This is a genomic window from Pseudoalteromonas sp. NZS100, assembly GCF_015864815.1.
Lineage (GTDB): Bacteria > Pseudomonadota > Gammaproteobacteria > Enterobacterales > Alteromonadaceae > Pseudoalteromonas > Pseudoalteromonas distincta.
Map to the genome: position 1 here is coordinate 35,335 of NZ_JADYWM010000020.1, position 13,174 is coordinate 48,508.

Annotated in this window: 13 protein-coding genes; 7 read left to right on the forward strand and 6 right to left on the reverse strand. The window is 37.8% G+C overall.

Annotated features, from left to right (window positions below; translation table 11 throughout):
- Positions 1-222 precede the first annotated feature (222 nt).
- Positions 223-957, forward strand: a complete 735-nt coding sequence (locus I6E69_RS17080; RefSeq protein ID WP_149603030.1) for a dienelactone hydrolase family protein — start codon at positions 223-225, stop codon at positions 955-957.
- Positions 958-976: 19 nt separating this feature from the next.
- Here I6E69_RS17080 and I6E69_RS17085 read toward each other — a convergent pair whose 3' ends face one another.
- On the reverse strand, positions 977-1,900 hold the full coding sequence (locus I6E69_RS17085; RefSeq protein ID WP_024597041.1) for a LysR family transcriptional regulator: 924 nt from the start codon (positions 1,898-1,900) through the stop codon (positions 977-979).
- 157 nt (positions 1,901-2,057) lie between these two features.
- Here I6E69_RS17085 and I6E69_RS17090 point away from each other — a divergent pair, with 157 nt between their 5' ends.
- From I6E69_RS17090 to I6E69_RS17110, 5 genes are all read left to right on the forward strand, one after another.
- Positions 2,058-2,741 (forward strand): type 1 glutamine amidotransferase domain-containing protein, encoded by a 684-nt coding sequence (locus I6E69_RS17090; RefSeq protein ID WP_182196857.1) that lies wholly within the window; start codon positions 2,058-2,060, stop codon positions 2,739-2,741.
- A gap of 116 nt (positions 2,742-2,857) precedes the next feature.
- Positions 2,858-3,439, forward strand: coding sequence for a rhomboid family intramembrane serine protease (locus I6E69_RS17095; RefSeq protein ID WP_010555361.1), 582 nt, complete (start codon positions 2,858-2,860; stop codon positions 3,437-3,439).
- 87 nt (positions 3,440-3,526) lie between these two features.
- Positions 3,527-4,372 (forward strand): glutathione-dependent disulfide-bond oxidoreductase, encoded by an 846-nt coding sequence (yghU, locus tag I6E69_RS17100; protein ID WP_149603032.1) that lies wholly within the window; start codon positions 3,527-3,529, stop codon positions 4,370-4,372.
- A 259-nt stretch (positions 4,373-4,631) separates the two neighbouring features.
- Positions 4,632-6,572, forward strand: coding sequence for an EAL domain-containing protein (locus I6E69_RS17105; protein WP_197121722.1), 1,941 nt, complete (start codon positions 4,632-4,634; stop codon positions 6,570-6,572).
- Between the two features lie 499 nt (positions 6,573-7,071).
- Positions 7,072-8,451: a VCBS repeat-containing protein gene (locus I6E69_RS17110; RefSeq protein ID WP_197121723.1), complete on the forward strand. Its 1,380-nt coding sequence runs from the start codon at positions 7,072-7,074 to the stop codon at positions 8,449-8,451.
- An 88-nt stretch (positions 8,452-8,539) separates the two neighbouring features.
- On the opposite strand, the gene I6E69_RS17115 is transcribed toward I6E69_RS17110, so the two are convergent.
- Together I6E69_RS17115 and I6E69_RS17120 are read right to left on the reverse strand one after the other, a co-directional pair.
- On the reverse strand, positions 8,540-8,995 hold the full coding sequence (locus tag I6E69_RS17115; protein ID WP_197121724.1) for a hypothetical protein: 456 nt from the start codon (positions 8,993-8,995) through the stop codon (positions 8,540-8,542).
- Positions 8,996-9,007: 12 nt separating this feature from the next.
- Complete coding sequence (locus I6E69_RS17120) at positions 9,008-9,283, reverse strand: EF-hand domain-containing protein (RefSeq protein WP_197121725.1); 276 nt, start codon at positions 9,281-9,283, stop codon at positions 9,008-9,010.
- Between the two features lie 311 nt (positions 9,284-9,594).
- Between I6E69_RS17120 and I6E69_RS17125 the strand changes: the two genes are divergently transcribed.
- Positions 9,595-10,452 carry a PA4780 family RIO1-like protein kinase gene (locus tag I6E69_RS17125; protein WP_197121726.1) on the forward strand — a complete coding sequence of 286 codons (858 nt, stop codon included), beginning with the start codon at positions 9,595-9,597 and terminating at the stop codon, positions 10,450-10,452.
- A gap of 24 nt (positions 10,453-10,476) precedes the next feature.
- Here I6E69_RS17125 and I6E69_RS17130 read toward each other — a convergent pair whose 3' ends face one another.
- Genes I6E69_RS17130 through I6E69_RS17140 form a run of 3 tightly spaced genes read right to left on the reverse strand, consistent with a single transcriptional unit; the run spans position 10,477 to position 13,169 of the window.
- The gene (locus I6E69_RS17130) at positions 10,477-11,151 is read right to left on the reverse strand and encodes a response regulator (protein WP_197121727.1); all 675 of its coding nucleotides are present in this window, start codon (positions 11,149-11,151) and stop codon (positions 10,477-10,479) included.
- Positions 11,152-11,194: 43 nt separating this feature from the next.
- Positions 11,195-12,640 (reverse strand): ATP-binding protein, encoded by a 1,446-nt coding sequence (locus tag I6E69_RS17135; protein ID WP_197121728.1) that lies wholly within the window; start codon positions 12,638-12,640, stop codon positions 11,195-11,197.
- Complete coding sequence (locus I6E69_RS17140) at positions 12,627-13,169, reverse strand: hypothetical protein (RefSeq protein WP_197121729.1); 543 nt, start codon at positions 13,167-13,169, stop codon at positions 12,627-12,629. Before I6E69_RS17140 ends, I6E69_RS17135 begins: the two co-directional genes overlap by 14 nt.
- Between the last annotated feature and the right edge of the window lie 5 nt (positions 13,170-13,174).

Below are 13,174 nucleotides of genomic sequence, written 5' to 3' on the forward strand. Positions count from 1 at the left end.
TCTATTTAACGTTAAGAAAATTACGCTAGAACTAGGCAAAAATTTTTTTATCTAGTTGTTCTAAATAAAAAATTTTTAACGACGTTATAATGAAATTTAATTCGTTAAATTGATCAAAGATTTATGCAGGTTGGTATAAATACTCAACGACAAAAGTCGTATATTTTATCGCGCTCAGTTACCATATCAGCATATATAATTTTATTTTACTGAGCGCTTTTTATGATAATCCAACAACATAATGCTGACTTGCCAACACCGACCGGTTTAATGCGAACAACTGTATATCGCCCTCAAGCGCAAGGACAGTTCCCTGCTATCATTTTTTATTCTGAAATATTTCAGCAAACTGCCCCCATCGCACGCAGCGCAGCTATTTTAGCAAGCCATGGCTTTGTAGTGTTAGTGCCTGAAGTGTTTCATGAGTTAAACCCTATAGGCACTGTGCTTGCTTATGATGATACAGGTAAAGACAAAGGCAATGCCGATAAGTGGGCAAAGCCACTTGAGCACCACGACAGTGACACACAAACTATGATCGACTTCATTAGATTACAAAGCTATTGCACAGGCACCGTCGGCACAATGGGCGTATGTATTGGCGGTCACTTAGCTTACAGAGCGGCACTAAATCCTGAAATTAATGCGGCTTTTTGTTTATACGCAACTGATATTCACAGCAATACATTACCTGCGCAACCTGGAAATAACTCATTCGAGCGTATGGCTGATATACAAGGCGAAATTCACTTTATATGGGGTAAACAAGACCCGCATGTGCCAAAAGAGGGCCGCGCTAAAATATACCAGCAATGCGTAAGTACAGGCATCAATTACCAGTGGCAGGAAGTTAACGCACAGCATGCCTTTATGCGTGATGAAGGTGAGCGATACGATGCAGCCCTTGCGATAAATATGTATCAACAAGCGGTGGCATTATTTAGCCGAACTTTATAAATGCTGTAAAAACTACTCATTAAGTACTTTTCAGCATACCTAAAGCGGTATGCTGTTTTACAAAGTATGCTTTTAAGTAATCAATAAACAATCGTAGCTTTTTAGAGCCCGCAGCCCCTGGCGGAAATACCCCGTACAGTTCAATATCTTTGCTTTTATAATCATCTAATATTATTTCAAGCAGTCCAGCTTGTACTTTTGGCCACGCATCGTAAAGCGGAATACGCCCGATGCCATGCCCTGCTTCAACAAAAGCAGTACGAGCAGCGGCATTATTGGTGCTTAAGGCGCCTTGCATTGTAATATCGTGTTTTTTGCCATCTTTTTGAAGTGTTAGTGTTTTACTGCCCAATTGATAAACGACCCATTGGTGCTCTGCTAACTCTAAAGGCGTTTTAGGTTTACCAAAATGTGCAAAGTATTCCGGCGCACCGCAAATACAAGTGCTCATTGTAGTCAGCTTGGTTGCCTGCAAGTTGGAGTCACTCAGTGCCACGCCCCTAATTGCAAAATCAAACCCATTTTTAATAATATCAACCACATCGTCAGTAAGCTGTAAGTCTATTTGAATTTTAGGATATTGGCGCTTAAACGTATTTATTGCGGGCACAATTAGCTGCATTCCCACATTTACTGGGCAACTAATTTTAAGTAAACCTTGTGGCTCACTCTTTATATTTTCTATTTGCTGATTAGCCGCATTAGCTTGTTCGGTAATTATTCTACAACGCTCATAATAAGCAATACCCGCTTCAGTCAGCGCCATGGTACGGGTTGAGCGATTTAGTAAAGTAACTTCAAGCTGCGTTTCTAATTTTTTTAAATGATAACTTGCAACTGCTCGCGTAAGCCCTAGCTGTTTAGCAGCAGCGGTTAAGCTGCCCTGCTCTACAATTTGTGCAAATACAACCATGCTCTTTAACTGCTCAAACGACACTTTCATAAATGCTCCGTAGTGTGTTTTAAATTCAATCTATTTATTGTATCAATTATTAAACCAATAAAGTTAAATTTATCATCGTTGTTTAAAGCAGTATTAGTGCATATAGTAATTGGTAAGCAAGATAAACTAATTTAAATCATCAGAAGGAATATATTCAATGTCTAAAAAAATACTTATGGTTCTTACATCTCACGCAGAACTTGGTAACACTGGCGAAAAAACAGGTTTTTGGGTAGAAGAATTTGCAGCCCCTTATTACGCCTTTGTTGATGCAGGCGTTGAAGTAACATTAGCGTCTCCAGCTGGCGGTCAACCACCCATTGATCCGACAAGTACACTTGCCGATTTTCAAACAGATGCAACAAAACGTTACGACGCAGACAGCGCGGCGCAAACATTAATGGCAAACACTAAAGTGTTAAGTGAAGTTAAATCTAGCGATTTTGACGCTGTATTTTACCCAGGCGGTCACGGTCCATTATGGGACTTAGTTGACAACACAGATTCAATTTCGCTTATCGAAAGCTTTGTAAAAGAGCAAAAACCTGTTGCTGCGGTATGTCATGCAAGTGCTGCATTTTTAAATGTTAAAGATGCCGATGGCAATGCACTAGTAGCGGGTAAAAAAGTAACTGGTTTTACTAACTCTGAAGAAGCTGCAGTGCAACTTACCGATATCGTGCCATTTTTAGTTGAAGACGAGCTAATTAAAAAAGGTGGCGATTATCAAAAAACTGACGACTGGGGTGTATTAGCACTAGAAGACGGTTTAGTAATTACCGGCCAAAACCCAGCAAGCTCTGAACTAGCTGCAAAAAAACTATTAACTAAATTAGGTTAATAGTGAGTAATAATTAAAATTAAGCACAGCATTTTATGCTGTGCTTTTTTAATTGCTTTTCATTAGCAAATACAATTCCTATACTGGCAACTCTTAAAGTCAATTAGGGCGATTATATGGCAACCAAGCCAACCACACTGTCATTACTAACTAGTACCCGTTTCGCAATATTTAGTATTGTTGTTATTTGCTTCGTACTACAGGTGATCAATAGTCTACCTGGCATAAATCTTAATGGTTTAGGCATATATCCACGCAGTATCCAAGGATTAATTGGCATACTATGCGCACCTTTTTTACATGGTAGCTGGTGGCACTTTGCCAGTAATATGATCCCATTTGTAGTATTAAGTTGGCTAATTTGCCAGTACAGCGTAAAACGTTTTTATAACGTATTTATTTTTACCGCTCTAGTCGGTGGACTTTTAGTTTGGGCATTTGGGCGCAGTAACATACATGTTGGTTTAAGCGGTGTTATATATGGTTTATGGGGTTTTATTCTATGCTACGGCTTAGTAAGACGCTCATTAAAATCAATTATAATTGCAGTTGTAGTGGCTATACTTTATAGCGGTTTTATATGGGGTGTTTTACCTCAGCGCTATCATGTATCGTTTGAAAGCCATTTATTTGGAGCGCTAAGCGGGTTGTTTTTAGGTTATAGATTAGCAAAAGCCGATAAATTAAAAGGTCGGTAAATTAAATATTTAGGGCCTTTAATTAATTTTTTATGGCCACATTTATGAGTAAGTATTAAACATTTCCATTTAACATTGAGGTTATTTATGAGTGATCAAAACGAATACACGCCACCAAAAGTATGGACGTGGGAAAGTGAAAGTGGCGGTAAATTTGCCAGCATTAACCGCCCAATTGCAGGCGCGACTCATGACAAAACTCTACCTATTGGCGAGCACGCATTTCAGCTTTATTCTCTTGCTACACCAAATGGCCAAAAAGCTACAATCATGTTTGAAGAGCTTTTACAGCTTGGTTTCACCGATGCAGACTATGACGCATATTTAATAAACATAGGTGATGGCGATCAGTTTGGATCTGACTTTGTTGATATTAATCCAAACTCAAAAATCCCAGCGCTAATGGATCATTCAACCACACCACCTACTCGCATCTTTGAATCAGGTTCTATTTTACAGTATTTGGCTGAAAAATTTGATGTACTCATCCCTAAGGATTTAAAAGCTAAAACGCAGTGTCGTAACTGGCTATTTTGGCAAATGGGCTCAGCGCCATACTTAGGTGGTGGGTTTGGTCACTTTTATAGTTACGCACCAAGTAAAATGCAATACCCTATTGATCGTTTTACCATGGAAACTAAACGCCAACTTGACGTGTTAAATCGTCATTTAAGCGAAAATGAATACATGGCGGGTGATGAATACTCAATTGCCGATATTGCAATTTGGCCTTGGTATGGCTCGCTTGTTTTAGGCGACTTATATGATGCAGCTGAATTTTTAGATGTTGCCTCATACACTCATGTTGTTCGTTGGGCAAAACAAGTTGCTGATCGCCCTGCTGTAAAGCGCGGCCGCCGCGTAAATCGCACATGGGGCCCTGAAGAAGATCAAATGGCAGAGCGCCATAACGATAGTGATTTCGAAGGTTAAATCTACTAAACAGCAAGTAAAGTCGTTAACACTTTAACCTGCTTAATAATTTTAAGGCTCATAATGATTATTTATTATGAGCCTTTTTACTGTGCTAGCTTTTTTTTTTGCTTTCATAAACTATATTTATTCTTATACTCAGGATTAGAGCCTAACTAATCGATGTTTAATACGCTTTTGTTCATCTGAAATATTTGCTGTATTTCTTGAACGTTTCTCCATCGCTAGTTGGAGTGACTTTTGTATAAGGTTTTACTTAGTGCCATATAAAAATCTAAATAGTGAAGAACGCAGAGAAACCGTTAAAATTTTATACTCTAATGCCATCTCTGGCATTGCCATTTCGACTGTAGTCAGTTTTATATTAGTGTTTGCTTTTGATTTAAATAACCAGAAAATATCCTACGAAAAAAGTATTTGGCTAAGCATTATGGTTGTCTTATTAGCAGCTCGCGCTATTGATGTAATGTGGTTTTATAAAACCAAAAAGGATAGCCCGTTATTTAATGCTGACACATACTCAAAAAGATTTTCAACCGGGTGTATTTTAACTGCGCTATCGTGGTGTGGGTATGCACTTTGGTTTCATAGCACCTCATCAGCAATAGAAACTACAACTACTATTGCTATTTTATCTGCCTTTGCAGGAGGCTCTGCAAATCTGCTTTCAGGAAGTCGAGTAACCGCTGTACTCTATAGCATTATTTTACTGGCGCCCTACTCTTTTTTATTAACCTTTTCTAACGAAAACTACAACTCTGTCCTCGGTATTTTAGGCCTAGCATTTACTGCTATTATGGTGGCTTCATCGTACAAATCAGCCACATTTACACACAGCGCAATAAAGCTCAAAAACCAAAACAGAGAGCTGCTTAACGAAATGGAAAACAAGGTTGAGCAACGCACAGAAGAAATTTACCGTTTATCGAATACCGATCCACTTACAAATCTATTAAACCGAACCGCATTTTTAAAAAATGCAAACAGACAACTAGCAGACAACCCTCAAGAACCCTTTGCTTTATTATTCGTAGATTTAGATGGGTTTAAACAAATAAATGATTCGTTGGGTCATAAAGTAGGCGATAAAGTATTAAAAGAAATAGCACGAAGAATTAGTAATGTATGCAATCAACAGCTATTTAAATGCCGATGGGGCGGGGATGAGTTTTTAATTTTAGCAACGTATCAAAAACAAGCTGAGCTTATCGAGTTTGCAGATAAAGTACTTCAAAGCATTGATGCCGAGCATGAAACATATAAATATCAAAAATGGGTATCTGCAACTATTGGTATTGCCATGTATCCTGAGCACGGGAGCGATTTTAATACCTTAATTCGCTCTGCTGATACTGCAATGTATCACCAAAAACGCATGGCGAAAGGTAATATCAATATTTATAGCGATTCACTCAAATTAATACAAGAAAGAGAGTATCTTTTGAGTCAACGCCTAGCCAGTGCCATAGAAGAAAATAGCTTAAGGCTAGTATTTCAACCAATTGTTGATAGCAAAACCTCAAAAGTAACCTCTTTTGAATCATTATTACGCTGGCAACTAGATGGTGAAAATATTTTCCCTGATGAATTTATAGCTATTGCCGAGCAATACGGTTTAATAACCGAGTTAGGTATTTGGGTAATAGAACAGGCATGTATACAAGCAACAAAATTAAGTCACTTACAACCACAAATTGCTATAAGCGTAAACGTATCGGTTATTCAGCTACAAGATCCTGATTTTGTATCTAAGGTATTAAAAATAGTAAATCGCCACCGGGTAGAACCTAAAAACCTACACATAGAAATTACTGAGTCAGTATTTGCCGAGGATAAACTCACATTTTTGACAGCCGTTAAAGCACTACAAAAACAAGGCTTTTGTATTTCAATTGATGATTTTGGTACAGGCTACTCATCACTATCAAGCATGCTTGATATTGGTGTAGATATAGTAAAAATAGACAGAAGCTTTATTCAAAATATGGATAAAAGAGGGTTAAGTATTATTCATGCAATTGTACAAATGGCCTCTACTTTAGATTTTACTGTTGTTGCAGAAGGCGTTGAAACTATTGAGCAAGCAAACACACTAACTAAAATTGGTGTATCTCACCTACAAGGTTATTACTTTTCAAAACCGATGGAAGTAGGTTTTGTAGATGCTTATTTAAACGAGCAAAATAAGCAATGTAGTTAATAACCAAACACTTCTAAAAGCGCTTAGCTACCATATGAGTTATGCGCAACCTTTCTTATTAGGGCCTGTTTATTTTTTGAGGTTTAATTTGCAGTAGACTGTTTGGTATTTAAGCAAGGCAGAGCCTATGTAGTGTGATTATTAACCATACATAGTTGATAACGTAGTATTAATGCCAAACATGCGCTGCCCAAAGGTTCTGCCTAGGGAGATTGACTCTTTGTTACTAGGTTACAAACCTCGCGCCACGATTAAATCGTCCTTAGATTGAACAAATTTCAATCCTTAAAGGTCAACAGCCCCTCCCTAAAACATAAACTTACAATTGCTTACAACCAGTACATAGTAATTAGCGTAGGCTAAATATAATCCAACTTACATATGTATATTACGTTTAAACAAAAAAGCCCCAGCGCTGGATAGTACGTAAAATTATGCGCTGACGTTGCTTAAATAATAAAAATTTTAACGATACAACTAAATATAAAAAGGAATTTGCATGATAAAACCACTTTGCTATTCACTCATCACTTTACTTACCCCCATAAGCGTTATTGCTCAAACAATGGCAATAAAAACAACGGATGAATTAGTATCAACCGATTCAGAGATTTTATTTGCATATAATAAAGAATTAAAACAATTAGAAGCCATCAATTTACTTACATCACTTAGTAGTGAACTTGCTTTACCAAAAAACGCCATCGGGTTTGATGTGGCAACACTTGCTAACATCACCGATAAACAAGCACTCGTACTAACAAGTGATGGCGTATATAAAGCCCAAGCAGGTAAACCAACATTGTTGTTTAATTATGAGTCGGTTCTTAATCAATTAAAAATAGATAAGTTTGAAAAAGTAGACTTTGTTTTCGATGCTAACAACGACGGTCTAAGCGATATTTTTATCCCTGGGTTAGCAAGCAGTACTTTATACATTCAAAATAAAGATGGCAGCTTTAAGCCTAACAAATTTAAACAAACACCTAAGTATGAAGGCCGCTTTTCAGGAAAAGGGCTTTCTTTAGAAGTTAATATTAACAATAAACCTGTCGTTATCGATTTTAACCACGACGGATTAAACGACCTGGTTTTTTCAAATGACTTTGGAGCAGATGTACTACTTGCTAATTCAGAGGGCTTTGAGCAAAAGCTCACCTCAATTGATTTTAACATCGAGTTAGGCGAGCTAAGCAATGGCGAAACTCGCAAAATAAAACAAATTATTGATATTAATAACGACGGATTTTTAGATTTTACAACTAGGCAGTTTAAACCTACGCAAGGTATGGATTCGTTAGATATAAAAATAGCGCACACTTTGTACCTAGGAAGTGCTAAAGGGTTTAGTAATACGCCCATTCCCTTATTTGAAACACAAGGCCCTAGCGAGTTATTACTCAAAACAGATTTTAATAATGATGGTTTAATTGATTTACAAAAAATGGATTTAGATATTGGCTTAGGTACTATTGCGTCTATGGCATTAGGCGGCGGCAGTACTGATGTAGATGTAGAAATGAATCTTTATAAGCAGCAACCTGATGGCTCATTTGCCAATAAATCGAGTATCGAACTTGATTTAGAAATGGAAGTGGGAATGAATGGCGATGACTCCGAACCAGCACTCTATTTAGGTGATATTAACGGCGACAGCTATATTGATGCAGTATACAAATACAGTAAAAAAACACTGTATATTTATTATGGTGAGCAAGACTCACTGCTAAATGATAAGCGTAAAAAATTAAAGTTAACGCTGCCTAAGAATAATAAAGATATTCTTTTGGTAGATATAAACCAAGACGGTAAAAAAGATTTTGTATTTAAATTTACCGAAGAAGATGGCACCAGCAAAATAGAAACGCGTTTAAATTAAGCCATTAAAAAAGCCCAACAGAATTAACCGTTGGGCTTTGGACTTAAGACTTTCGAGTAACAGTCAGCTTTACTCTAAGTTATAACACCTAAGCAGTTACATTTAGCAGTGAATCGCCTTCACTTAAACCAAACTTCTCTTGCACTGATGCAAGGATTGATTCTTTATCTTCATCTGACAACTGGCTTGAATACTCAGTTAATAGCTCATCTAAGTAGCTTACTACTTCGTCTGTATCTACTGATTCTAATGAGTTTTGTGGCGGTGGCGGCGGTCTTTGACCTTCCACTCGTCCTACATCACCTATACTTTTAGCATCAAACTCAAGTTCGCTCATTAAATCAGCAAGCTCTTTTGTTGGCTCAATACCTTGTTCTTTAAATGCCGCTTGAATACTTTGCGCGTCTTCTGCGCTTAAGTTTTCTGCATTAAACTCTGCAAGCGTTTCTTTAACAAAATCGCTTTGCTCTGTTGTTAATTTTGAAGCTTGGCTGCTTTGTTGCGATATGAAACTCGCAGAACTACCACTAATACTATTAATCATTTTATTATCCTTTCAACGTTCACGACGAGGTGGTTTATGTTCGCTAAGTTCTTGCTCACTAATTTCACCATTACCATCAGCATCTATAGAATCAAAAATTGTTTGTGCATCGCCGTGCGGCGGTTTTTTTGCACTAAACTCTTCAAAGCTGATTACGCCATCACCATCAATATCAATAGCTGAAAAGTCAGGTTTTTCAGGAGGATTGTCACCGCCTCGAGCAGCTACATTAGCTGAAAAAGCAATAGATAATATTGCCACAGTGGCAAGAGTTGAAAAATGCTTCATAGTAATAACCTCGTATTTAAGAATTAAACTAAGCTTACGCTTTAAAAACGCAAACAATGTGCAAATAATGAGGAAGTAATAAATTATTTTAATAAAAAATAGTAATCTAAATACTTATTTAAAAAGTTCTGGTTGATTGCTTTGCAATCAATATATAAGCTAATAAAATAATACGATTAATTACTCTCAGGCAGTAGTGTTACTGCCCTTAATTCTCAAAGCTGATATACTGCTTGAGCCAATTAAACAAACAAATACAGAGCACTTTCATAAATAATGATTAATAACCAACCCTACTTAGCAGGCAATCTGTGAAAATACCTAAACGCCTACAACCCCTTGTTGATGATGGCCTTATTGACGAAGTTATAAGCCGACTAATGAGCGGTAAAGAAGCCGATGTATTTATTGTCCGCTGTGGTGAGCACATTCGCTGTGCGAAAGTGTATAAAGACGCGGTTAAGCGTAGCTTTAAAAAAGCGGCACAATACCAAGAAGGCCGAAAAGTACGTGGTGGACGCCAAGCGCGTGCTATGGGTAAACGCTCTAGCTATGGCCGCCAATTGGAAGAAGAAATTTGGCAAAATGCCGAAGTTGATGCGTTATCTCGTTTAGCTGGCGCAGGTGTACGTGTTCCTGACACTTACTTTTGTATTGATGGCGTGCTGCTTATGGAACTTGTGTCGGACGAGGACGGTAACGTAGCCCCTCAACTTGGGCATGTCGTTTTTAGTGAAGAGCAAGCGATTGAGCAGTATAAACTCATGATACATTACATTAAGCTTATGCTTTGTGCAGGTATAATACACGGTGATTTATCTGAGTTTAATGTGCTTGTAGATAATAACGGCCCTGTAATTATAGATTTACCGCAAGCCGTTAACGCTTCAGCAAATAACAGTGCACAGGCAATGTTTGCACGCGATGTAAATAACATACGCCGCTATTATGGTGAATTTGCGCCAAGCATACTAAAAACCCAATACGCTAAAGAAATGTGGGCACTGTTTGAAGAGGCCAATTTAACGCCTAATTCAACGCTTACAGGTGAATTTGAAGACAGCGCCGAACTTGCTGATGTAGATTCTATTCTTGATGAAATTCAAGCAGCAGAATACGAAGAGTTTGACCGTTTAGAGCGAATTAAAAATGCTGACGATGATGAATAACTCATCGTCATAGCTCATTCCACCTTACTGTGGATGCACAAATCGGTAGCCAACCCCATAAACAGACTGGATAACACTTTCAGTTTGTGTCACTTCATCTAGTTTTTTACGCAACTTTTTAATATGGCTGTCAATAGTACGGTGGCTCACAATACGCTGATCGGCGTACATAGTATCCATTAAGCTATCGCGCGAATAAATACGATTTGGGTTGTTAAACAAAGGTTTAAATAGCTGAAACTCAAAGTTCGTCAATTCTATACAGTTTGATTTATATTTTACGCTGTAGCTGCTCTCGTCAAGCTTCATTGTTGACTCTGTAACATCACTTGCGTTATTTAATCGCCTTAAAATAGCTTTTACGCGTGCCACCAGCTCAGCATAACTAAACGGCTTACAAATATAATCATCTGCACCTAATTCAAGCCCAAGCAGCCTATCTATTTCTTCTACTTTTGCCGATACCATAATAATAGGCACGTTTGAAAAGCGCCTGATTGCTTTACACAGTTCAATACCACTTTGCCCTGGTAACATTATGTCTAACAAGATTACACTCGGCCTGTTAATTTCAAGCCAAGGTAATACTTCATCCCCGTGGTGTATTTGATGAGTAATAAAGTGATGGCTACTTAAAAAGTCACTCATTAAGTTAGCTAGCTTTACTTCATCTTCCACAATTAGTATTTGTTCACTCATAGGTATCTCTGTAAGTAACCTTAACTTAACTTTATTTTATAAACTAAATAGTTGGCAATCTAATAATAATAGCAAGGCCGCCTAAGCTGGCTTTTTCTGCAGCTATTTCACCTTTATGACCTTTAACTATATGCTGGCAAATAGATAAGCCTAAGCCAGAACCGCCCTCTTGGCGATTACGCGAACTATCTACTCGGTATAAATACTCAAACAAATGCGATAAATGCGACTGCTCTACACCTACGCCATTATCTTCGATTATAAGCTCTAAATAAGTTTGCCCTTTAATGCTTATATTATTAGCCGTTATTGAAATAGTTGTACATTGTGCATAATGTACTGCGTTCATTAAAATATTATCGAGTAACTGCAAAAGACGTGTTTTATCTGCTTGTACAGTTATGTGTTTAGCGCTATTTAGTAGGTATATTTTTATATTATGTTGTTCAAGCACAACCTGATATTTTTGCTCAATAGTATTTAATAATAACGCCATATCAGTAGGTTGCATAGTGTAGTGCATACCTCCTAACTCTGCGCTATTGAGCATATGCAAGTCGTCTATTAAGCGTTTTAAATGCAAAGCTTCATCGTTAGCCGAACTTATATTTTTTGCGTTCGGTTCTCGTATACCAAGTAGCATAGCTTCAAGTTCACCGAGTAAAATGCTCATTGGCGTCCTAAGCTCATGAGAAATATTAGCAAGCCAACGTTTACGTACTTGCTCATCTTTAGCGAGTGTAAATGCAAGCGTATTAAAATCTTCGCTTAACTGGCCTAATTCGTCTTTGCGCTCAAGCGTGAGTTTGGTCTCGTAATTACCTTGCGTTAAGCGATGCATACCGTTAGCAATTTGCTTTACAGGGCTTACTAGGTGACGAGACAATAAAAAAGTAACCATTAATGTTAGCAATACCGCAGCTAAAGCAATAAACCATAAGTAATTAGTTTGCTGCTGTAAAAAATCAAGCTCATAGCCATCAACCAAGCTATCTCTTTTAGAAACTGCTAAGTAACCCACAATTTTATCGTTAACAATAATTGGGGTTGTTATATATTTTAAACCGCTGAGGTATCTACCCACTACTCGCTGTTTATTTTCGTCAAGCAAAGCATAGTGAGCAATGCTACCTGGTGGTGGATGGCGCTCCCCTCCTAAGCCGACATGATCTGGCGGCGGTCGTCGCATCATTCGCCCACGCGGACCTGGGCCTTCTTGTGGCCTAGGCAAAAACTGGCTATTTTCTAATTGCGATTCAACACGTTTTCTAAAATTTTCGCCATTGCCGACAACACGTTTCCATGAGGGAGTTTGTTCGTATTGCTTTGCAAGTTGCACAACAAGTGGTTCAAGCGCTTTCACCTCTTTTGCATTCACAAAATCAATTACGCCTTGCCCTATGCTCCACTGTATAAGAACCACCAGTCCCGCAATAACACTAAAGGTAAAACTAAATAGTATTAAAAAAAGTTTATTATGAATTTTCATTAATGCGTGTTTTAACCTTGCTAGGAAAGCTTTCAAATCGGTATGTTATAAACTCTTTGGTTTGGTCGTTAACATACAGCGTAGCAACTATTTTTTTACCTCGAGCGGTCCAATACATATGACCATGATTATTTAAAGTAACCGATACGGTATTTATACCAGTTTTAAATAAGTTAGCAGGTAAATGCAACGCTTGTCCGTAAATTCGCTGTATTTTAACCCCATTAATGTATAAATGAGCATGACCTTGTAAAAAACCGGTGCCTTGGTTTGTTGTCACGCCCATCATTTGTTGCATGTTCATCGTGCCCTCTGGCGGCACAGACAAATCATAACGCTGTGTATCTAAAATTAAGTTATAACCCGACATACTATCTTTTAATAACTTAAGGCTTAATGCCGGGGTTGGCGCATCATTTGGCACTGCTATAGGCATATGGCTATGATCCATCATTTCCTGCTGCGCAAAGAGCTTAAAACTCAATAGCGCAGCAGTTGTTAGGATCAATGCGTATTTAAAATAACGCATAGTTA

Bases quoted from the DNA above. Each gene is read 5' to 3' on its own strand.
- I6E69_RS17140 (WP_197121729.1), bottom strand. From the start codon at position 13,169: ATGCGTTATTTTAAATACGCATTGATCCTAACAACTGCTGCGCTATTG.
- I6E69_RS17130 (WP_197121727.1), bottom strand. From the start codon at position 11,151: ATGAGTGAACAAATACTAATTGTGGAAGATGAAGTAAAGCTAGCTAAC.
- I6E69_RS17080 (WP_149603030.1), top strand. From the start codon at position 223: ATGATAATCCAACAACATAATGCTGACTTGCCAACACCGACCGGTTTA.
- I6E69_RS17110 (WP_197121723.1), top strand. From the start codon at position 7,072: ATGATAAAACCACTTTGCTATTCACTCATCACTTTACTTACCCCCATA.
- yghU (WP_149603032.1), top strand. From the start codon at position 3,527: ATGAGTGATCAAAACGAATACACGCCACCAAAAGTATGGACGTGGGAA.
- I6E69_RS17095 (WP_010555361.1), top strand. From the start codon at position 2,858: ATGGCAACCAAGCCAACCACACTGTCATTACTAACTAGTACCCGTTTC.
- I6E69_RS17135 (WP_197121728.1), bottom strand. From the start codon at position 12,640: ATGAAAATTCATAATAAACTTTTTTTAATACTATTTAGTTTTACCTTT.
- I6E69_RS17090 (WP_182196857.1), top strand. From the start codon at position 2,058: ATGTCTAAAAAAATACTTATGGTTCTTACATCTCACGCAGAACTTGGT.
- I6E69_RS17115 (WP_197121724.1), bottom strand. From the start codon at position 8,995: ATGATTAATAGTATTAGTGGTAGTTCTGCGAGTTTCATATCGCAACAA.
- I6E69_RS17085 (WP_024597041.1), bottom strand. From the start codon at position 1,900: ATGAAAGTGTCGTTTGAGCAGTTAAAGAGCATGGTTGTATTTGCACAA.
- I6E69_RS17120 (WP_197121725.1), bottom strand. From the start codon at position 9,283: ATGAAGCATTTTTCAACTCTTGCCACTGTGGCAATATTATCTATTGCT.